General features: G+C 64.1%; 7 protein-coding genes and 1 pseudogene. 5 read left to right on the top strand and 3 right to left on the bottom strand.

The features are described 5' to 3' along the window. Positions 1-405, top strand: a pseudogene (locus NFR87_RS10180) (DNA polymerase III subunit delta); the annotation flags it as partial. Between the two features lie 37 nt (positions 406-442). Further along, complete coding sequence (locus tag NFR87_RS10470) at positions 443-1,588, top strand: PSP1 domain-containing protein (RefSeq protein WP_277613140.1); 1,146 nt, start codon at positions 443-445, stop codon at positions 1,586-1,588. 67 nt (positions 1,589-1,655) lie between these two features. On the opposite strand, the gene NFR87_RS10190 is transcribed toward NFR87_RS10470, so the two are convergent. From NFR87_RS10190 to NFR87_RS10200, 3 genes are read right to left on the bottom strand one after another with little or no spacing between them, the layout of a single operon-like run. Beyond that, on the bottom strand, positions 1,656-2,993 hold the full coding sequence (locus NFR87_RS10190) for a transglutaminase-like domain-containing protein (RefSeq protein WP_251449369.1): 1,338 nt from the start codon (positions 2,991-2,993) through the stop codon (positions 1,656-1,658). Continuing rightward, complete coding sequence (locus NFR87_RS10195; RefSeq protein WP_420910714.1) at positions 2,993-3,208, bottom strand: DUF896 domain-containing protein; 216 nt, start codon at positions 3,206-3,208, stop codon at positions 2,993-2,995. The genes NFR87_RS10190 and NFR87_RS10195 overlap by 1 nt, the downstream gene beginning before the upstream one ends. A 13-nt stretch (positions 3,209-3,221) precedes the next feature. After that, the gene (locus NFR87_RS10200; protein WP_251449371.1) at positions 3,222-4,004 is read right to left on the bottom strand and encodes a YlmH family RNA-binding protein; all 783 of its coding nucleotides are present in this window, start codon (positions 4,002-4,004) and stop codon (positions 3,222-3,224) included. A gap of 187 nt (positions 4,005-4,191) precedes the next feature. On the opposite strand from NFR87_RS10200, the gene NFR87_RS10205 reads away from it, so the two are divergent. From NFR87_RS10205 to NFR87_RS10215, 3 genes are all read left to right on the top strand, one after another. Continuing rightward, a complete protein-coding gene (locus NFR87_RS10205; protein ID WP_251449373.1) occupies positions 4,192-4,998 on the top strand; it encodes an SDR family NAD(P)-dependent oxidoreductase in 807 nt (268 codons plus the stop codon). A gap of 158 nt (positions 4,999-5,156) precedes the next feature. Beyond that, entirely contained in the window at positions 5,157-5,636 is a 480-nt protein-coding gene (locus tag NFR87_RS10210) for an RNA polymerase sigma factor (protein ID WP_251449375.1), read from the top strand. Then, positions 5,633-6,526, top strand: a complete 894-nt coding sequence (locus NFR87_RS10215; protein ID WP_251449377.1) for a hypothetical protein — start codon at positions 5,633-5,635, stop codon at positions 6,524-6,526. The genes NFR87_RS10210 and NFR87_RS10215 overlap by 4 nt, the downstream gene beginning before the upstream one ends. The last annotated feature ends 37 nt before the right edge of the window (positions 6,527-6,563 follow it).

Genomic DNA, 6,563 nt, shown 5'->3' on the forward strand with positions numbered 1-6,563 from the left:
GCCGCCTGCGGCGGCGTCCTGGGTCGGGCGGTGGAGGAGCTGGAGGGGGGCGGGGACGACGCCGTCCAGACCGCCGGCCGCACCCTGCTGGAGCTGCTCGCCAAGGGAGATGAGCTGACCCTGGCAGAGTGGTGCGTCACCCTGGAAAAGTGGGACAGGGAGAGCATGAAGGGACTTTTGGAGCGCGCTGTGCTCCTTCTGCGGGATGCCCTGGCCCTCCAGAGAGGAGGCCGGGCCCTCTCCGGCGGCAGGGACGCCGCCGCACTGGCTCAGGCGGCCAGGCTCCCGGCCAAGAAGCTTCTCTCCGCCGTCGACGCGGTGGAAGACCTGCGCACAGGCGCCCAGTTCAACGTCAGCTCCGCCCACCTCGCCGGGGCTCTCTGCGCCCGGCTCAGCTCCCCTTGATATCCCCATCCATCTTTCCTGTTGGGAGGCCATTTTCATGACTGAGATCATCTCCGTCCGGTTCAAATCCGGCGGAAAAGAATACTACTTCGACCCCAAGGGCATCCAGGTGCACGTGGGAGATCAGGTCATCATCGAGACCGCCAAGGGCCTTGAGTTCGGAACCTGCTCCCGGGCCAACACCCAGGTGAGCGACGACCAGGTGGTGCAGCCCCTGCGCCCCGTGATCCGGCTGGCCAACGAGCGGGATCTGGCCGCCCTGGAGCGCAACCGGGAGCGGGAGAAGACCGCCCTTCAGGTCTGCCAGGAGAAGATCGCCGAGCACGGCCTGGACATGAAGCTGGCCCGGTGCGAGTGCTCCTTTGACGGCAACAAGCTCCTCTTCTTCACCAGCGAGGGCCGGGTGGATTTCCGGGCTCTGGTGAAGGATCTGGCCGCCACCTTCCACTCCCGCATCGAGCTGCGGCAGATCGGCGTCCGGGACGAGTCCAAGCTTCTGGGCGGCCTGGGCATCTGCGGCCGGCCCTTCTGCTGCAACGCCTTTTTGGAGCAGTTCCAGCCCGTCAGCATCAAGATGGCCAAGACCCAGGGCCTGAGCCTGAACCCGGCCAAGATCTCCGGCGCCTGTGGGCGGCTGATGTGCTGCCTGAAATACGAGCAGGACGCCTATGAGGACGCGGTGAAGCGTCTGCCCAAGAACGAGTCCTTTGTGGAGACCCCCGACGGGGCGGGTACGGTGAGCGCCGTGAATTTCCTGCGGGAGACGGTAAAGGTGCGCCTGGAGGAGGCTCCCGAGACCCCCCAGACCTATATCGGGGAAGAGATCAACGTGATCCGCAACGGAAAGGGCCGGCGCCCGGAGGGCTATGTGGCGCCGCCCAAGGAGGAGCTGGAGAAGCTGCGCAAGGTGACCCCCCGGCTGACAGGCAAGCAGGAGCGGGATCTGACCGGCAGCATCAACGACGTCCTGGCCGATCTGGACACAGAGCGGCGGGAACGCCGTCCCCGCCAAGGCGCCAGACCCAGGCAGGAGCCTAAGCCGAAGCAGGGCGGGCCCGCCGGGGAGGACAAGTCCAAACAGGAGGCGGCTGCCAAGGAGCCCAAGCCCCAGGGCCAGGGACAGAGCCGCAGCCGCCGGAGAAGACGGCGGGGCGGCGGAGGCAGCAAGCCCAAGGAGAGCTAAAAAGAAAACGGAGCGTATTTCCAAAACCCGGAAATACGCTCCGTTTTTACTTTTTGCCGGTTGGAGCTTATTCAAAGGTGAAATCGACCACCTTCACGTCCCGCTCCATACCGTGACCGTCCATGCCCACGCCGTCGATGGCCATCTCCCCCAACTGATTGTCATAGGGGTCGTGCCGCCAGGCCAGGTCAGGCGGGGTGAGGGGGGCCTGGAAGAGGCTGTTGGCCACCATGCGGCAGGGATCCAAATTGCCGAAATAGTGCTTTGTCCGTTCCGGTTCCCCGTTTCGCCGTCCGCCGGAGCCAAAGGAGGGGTCGGCGTAGAGCCAGCCATAGGGGGCAACGTAGAACATGGCCCAATCGTGGGCGCCCGCCCCGTCGGGGGTGACGTGGAGACCGCTCTGCCACCGGGCGGGCACCCCGGCGATGCGGCACAGGGTGATGAAGAGCAGCGCCATCACCCCGCAGTCACCCCGCAGCTCCTTGGCACAGCTGTCGGCGATGTCGTCCAGCTGGATGTACGCGGGCTGATAGCGGTAATCCACATGCCCGGTGACATAGTCGTAAATGGCCCCCGCCTTCTGGATGGGGCCCTCCTTCCCCTGGGTCAGGCGGCGGGCCAGCGCCTGAAGGTAGGGGGTAAAGGCGATGTGGGGCAGGGCCTCTTCGGTGTCAAAGACGGGCTGGACGCTGTCCCATTTCAGCGCGTAAGGATCGACGAAGGACGCCTTGTGGCGGTAGCGGTAGGTCACCTCAAAGCTGTCCCGGCCAGTACTCTCCCAATAGATGGTGCGGGCGGGGGCGTCCGCCGGGGCCAGGACATAGCCCGGGGTGGCCTCCAGAAGCTGGATCTCGCTTTGCTGGGGGCAGTCCGCCGGGAAGGGCAGCCAGGCCTGCACCCGTTTTCCCGCCGAGGGGACGGCGGCGCGAATGGAGGCCTTCAGGGTAATACAGGCGGAGAGCCCCCCCTCTTTCCGCATCCGGGAGAGCATCTCGTTGCGCTTGCTGTGATCCTCTGCCTCCGGCTTCAGGCCGGGGGCCTCCGCGGGATAGAGGCGGGTGGAGTTCAGGAAGCCGGAGTGGAAGTGCATCTGGCCGTCCACCATCCGCCAATCCATCCGGCGGCCATCCACCAGGGCGTCGAACTGTTCCTCGGTGCAGCCGGGCCACTCCTCACGCACCATGGCCAGGGCGGTGGCACGGTCGTAGGGATAGCTGTCCCTCAGCCGCTCCAGCCGCATTTTTTCCGCCTCCAGCCGGGGAAAGAGCTCCCGCTGGCAGTCCTGGGCCAGATAGCCCTCGATGAGCCGCAGGGCCCCCTGGATATCCCCCATGGCCTTTCGCCGGGCCACGTCGGCGGGCAGAGCGTCCATCAGGTGGAGAAACGCCTCGTTTTGATTTTTCATCAGTCCCCGTCTCCTTTTCTTTCCAGCCTGCGGCGTTTGCCGTCGGGGGTCTGGATAAACGTGTTGTCCAAATTGGCCTGGAGGCTCTGTTTCACCGCCTCCACGTATTCCCGGCGCAGAGCGGCCTGCTCGGTCTTTTCCGCCTCGGTGAGGCCCTCTGTCCGGGCCTTCCGGGCCAGGGCGTTGATCCGGGCTACCTTTTCGTCTGTGATCAAAGGAAATTCCCCCTTACAGATATCGCTCCAGAGTCAGAATGACCCGTCCTTTTTTGGACAGGCCTCCCACCTCGGCCACCACGCACTTGCCCAGGCCCCGGCAGGTCATCACGTCCCCCTGTTCCACCGTCTTATCGCTCTTCATACAGGGCCGGTGGTTCAGCTCCACCCGCCCCCCGGTGATGAGGGCGGCGGCCTTGCTCCGGCCCAGGGAGAAGCCGGAGGCCATCACCGCGTCCAGCCGCAGGGTGTTCACCGTGTCGTGGATGGTCTTGATCTGCGGGGTGGGGAGGAAAAGTTCATCCAAGGGGATCTCCTCCACCCGCAGCCTGGCCCGGCCTGCCTCGGTAAAATTCTGCAGCAGGTAGGGCCCCAGCTCGCGGAAGACCAGCAGGTCGCACAGACCCTCCCCCACCAGAATATCCCCCACCTTCTCCCGGTCGATGCCCTGGCCCAGTATCGCCCCCAGAAAGTCCCGGTGGGTCAGCGCCTCCCCGGACTGCCAGCGGCAGCGCAGGGCGAGGAAGGGAGGCTCCCAGTCGCCCTCCTCCTGCCAATCAGGAAGGAAGGCGCAGACCTTTCGCTCCGCGTCGGCCCAGCCCCCGGAAAAGAGGTGCCGGGGGTGGCCCTCGGCGGTGATGAGCCGCAGAGCGGATTCCTGCTGGGCGGTGGAGAGGAAAAAGGTGCAGGCGGGGCTTCCCCTGCGGGCGGAGTCCAGCTTGTCTTCCAGCCGGGCCAGCAGCCGCCGCTCGTCTCCATCCCGGGCCAAGCGGTTCAGCAGTTCTGATTTGCTCAACACCCCGTCTCCCCCTTCCCCGCGTTATTCTTCCAGCGTGTGGAATTATACCACAAGGAGGGCCCCGGCGCAAGAAAAGAGCGGAGCGGCCGCTATAATACTTGCCTTTTTCGGCATGGTGGGTTATAATTTTAACGATTTTGGTTCCAGAGCCTCTATATTGAAAACATCAGGGAGGAATAACGCCATGAATTATGACATGAAGGGTAAGGTCGCCATCATTACCGGCGCCGGCCGGGCCGTCCTCAGCGACGGCAAGAGCTGCGGCTCCATCGGCTACGGCATTGCCACCGCCTTCGCCAAGGAGGGCGTGAACCTGGTCATCACCGGCCGCAACGTAAAGAAGCTGGAGGACGCCAAGGAGGAGCTGGAGCGGCTCTACGGCATCCGGGTGCTCCCTGTCCAGGCCGACGTGGCCGCCGGCAGCGACAACGAGGCCGTGGTGCAGCATGTCATCGACGAGACCATCAAGACCTTCGGCCGTATCGATGTGCTCATCAACAACGCCCAAGCCTCCGCCTCCGGCGTGCCCCTGGCCACCCACACCACTGAGAACTTTGATCTGGCCATGTATTCCGGCCTCTACGCCGCCTTCTATTACATGAAGGCATGCTATCCCCACCTGAAGAAGACGAAGGGGACTGTCATCAACTTCGCCTCCGGCGCGGGCCTGTTTGGCAACTACGGCCAGTGCTCCTACGCCGCCGCCAAGGAGGGCATCCGGGGCCTTTCCCGGGTGGCCGCCACTGAGTGGGGGCCTGACGGCATCAACGTCAACGTGATCTGCCCCATTGCCTGGACGGCCCAGCTGGAGAACTTCGAAAAGGCCTATCCCGACGCCTTCAAGGCCAACGTGAAGATGCCTCCCATGGGTCACTACGGCGACCCCGAGACCGAGATCGGCCGGGTCTGCGTTCAGCTGGCCAACCCCGACTTTAAGTATCTCACCGGCGAGACCCTCACCCTGGAGGGCGGCATGGGCCTGCGGCCGTAAGCCTCCCCGCAAACGGAAAAGAAAAAAGCCCTGCGGCGGATCCGCCGCAGGGCTTTTTGCAAACGATGGGCCTGCCGGCAAAAAGGCAAAAGAAAAAAGAGGCCGCCTGAAAAATTTCCGCTTTCTAAATCGTGTTATGGGTGAAGGGAGATGAGACCGTGACTGACTGCGAACTGGAACAAGATCTCCGCCGGGTGGTGGAAACATACAGCCCCATGCTTCTCCGGGCCGCCCTTACCCGGACGGCCACCCCCACCGATGCGGAGGACGCGGTACAGGACGTGTTTCTTCGGCTGCTGGATAAGCGCCCCCGTTTCCGGGACGGGGAGCACGAGAAGGCGTGGCTGCTGCGGGCCACCCTGAACCGGGCCAGCGACCTCCGCCGCAAGAGGCGTGACGACGTCCCCTTGGAGGAAGCGGCCAACGCCGCCGCCGAAGCTGTCGATCATGGCCCCCTCCTCTCCGCTGTCCGCTCCCTGCCCGAGGCGTACAGCGCCGTGATCCATCTTTACTATTATGAGGGCTATTCCATAAAGGAGATCGCCAGACTGCTGGCGCTGCCTGCTCCCACTGTGGGAACTCGGCTCTCCCGTGGGCGGGAACGCCTGCGGAAGCTGCTAAAGGAGGAAGAAGCATGAACCGGGAAGAATACCGTACCCAAATGGACGCCGTTTTCTTCTCCCCTGACTTCCAAGACCGAACTATGGCGCGTCTGGAGGAACTGGCCCGGGAAAAGGAGAAAAACAGTATGAAAAAGTGGAATTTGAGAACTGGACTTGTGGCCGCTGCCGTGGCTGCGGCCCTCACCATCACCGCCGGAGCCGCCGTGATGATGCTGCGGCCCCAGGATGTGGCCCAGCGGGCCGGAAATGAGGCCCTGGCCGCCGCCTTTGAAAGCGGAGAGGCCGTCACGGTAAACGATACGAAGACCGTGGGCGATTACAGCGTGACCCTCATGGGCCTGGTGAGCGGCGAGGGACTGAGCCGGGTGGAAAATCTGCCCAACGGCGTGGCCCGGGACAAGACCTACGCAGTCCTGGCCTATGCCCGCACCGACGGGACGGCCATTGAGGAGGACGTGCCCGATCTGACCGTCTCTCCCCTGGTAGAGGGATACGCTCCCTGGCAGCTCAATGCCTGGACGCTGGACGGCGGCACCTGCACCTTTGCCCAGGATGGAACCCTTTATTACCTTTTTGAGTGTGACAATGTGGAGATCTTTGCCGACCATACCGTCTATCTGGCGGTGTATCCCGGCACCCACACCCCGCCCAGCGCGGAGCTGTTCGGCTTTGACGAGAAAACCGGCGCCATCACGCCCAAGGGGGACACGGCCCTCTTTTCCCTGCCCCTGGATCCCGCCAAGGCCGACCCTCAGAAGGCCCAGGCCCTGGCAGGGGACTGGATGGAGGACGATCCCCAGCCCACAGAGTCCCAGGAGCCCGAAGAGGAGATCCCCGCGGATGTGGATCTTATCATCATGGAGGATCCTGACCACCCCGGCCAGCTCATCACCGTGGAGAAGTAAAGAAACAGCATGGCCCGGCCGGTCCGGCCGGGCCATG

Source organism: Vermiculatibacterium agrestimuris (genome assembly GCF_943193085.1).
In the GTDB taxonomy this organism is placed as follows: domain Bacteria; phylum Bacillota; class Clostridia; order Oscillospirales; family Oscillospiraceae; genus Vermiculatibacterium; species Vermiculatibacterium agrestimuris.

What these genes read in the sequence shown, in the direction of transcription:
- NFR87_RS10205 (WP_251449373.1), top strand. Translation starts at nt 4,192, where the DNA reads ATGAATTATGACATGAAGGGTAAGGTCGCCATCATTACCGGCGCCGGC.
- NFR87_RS10215 (WP_251449377.1), top strand. Translation starts at nt 5,633, where the DNA reads ATGAACCGGGAAGAATACCGTACCCAAATGGACGCCGTTTTCTTCTCC.
- NFR87_RS10470 (WP_277613140.1), top strand. Translation starts at nt 443, where the DNA reads ATGACTGAGATCATCTCCGTCCGGTTCAAATCCGGCGGAAAAGAATAC.
- NFR87_RS10190 (WP_251449369.1), bottom strand. Translation starts at nt 2,993, where the DNA reads ATGAAAAATCAAAACGAGGCGTTTCTCCACCTGATGGACGCTCTGCCC.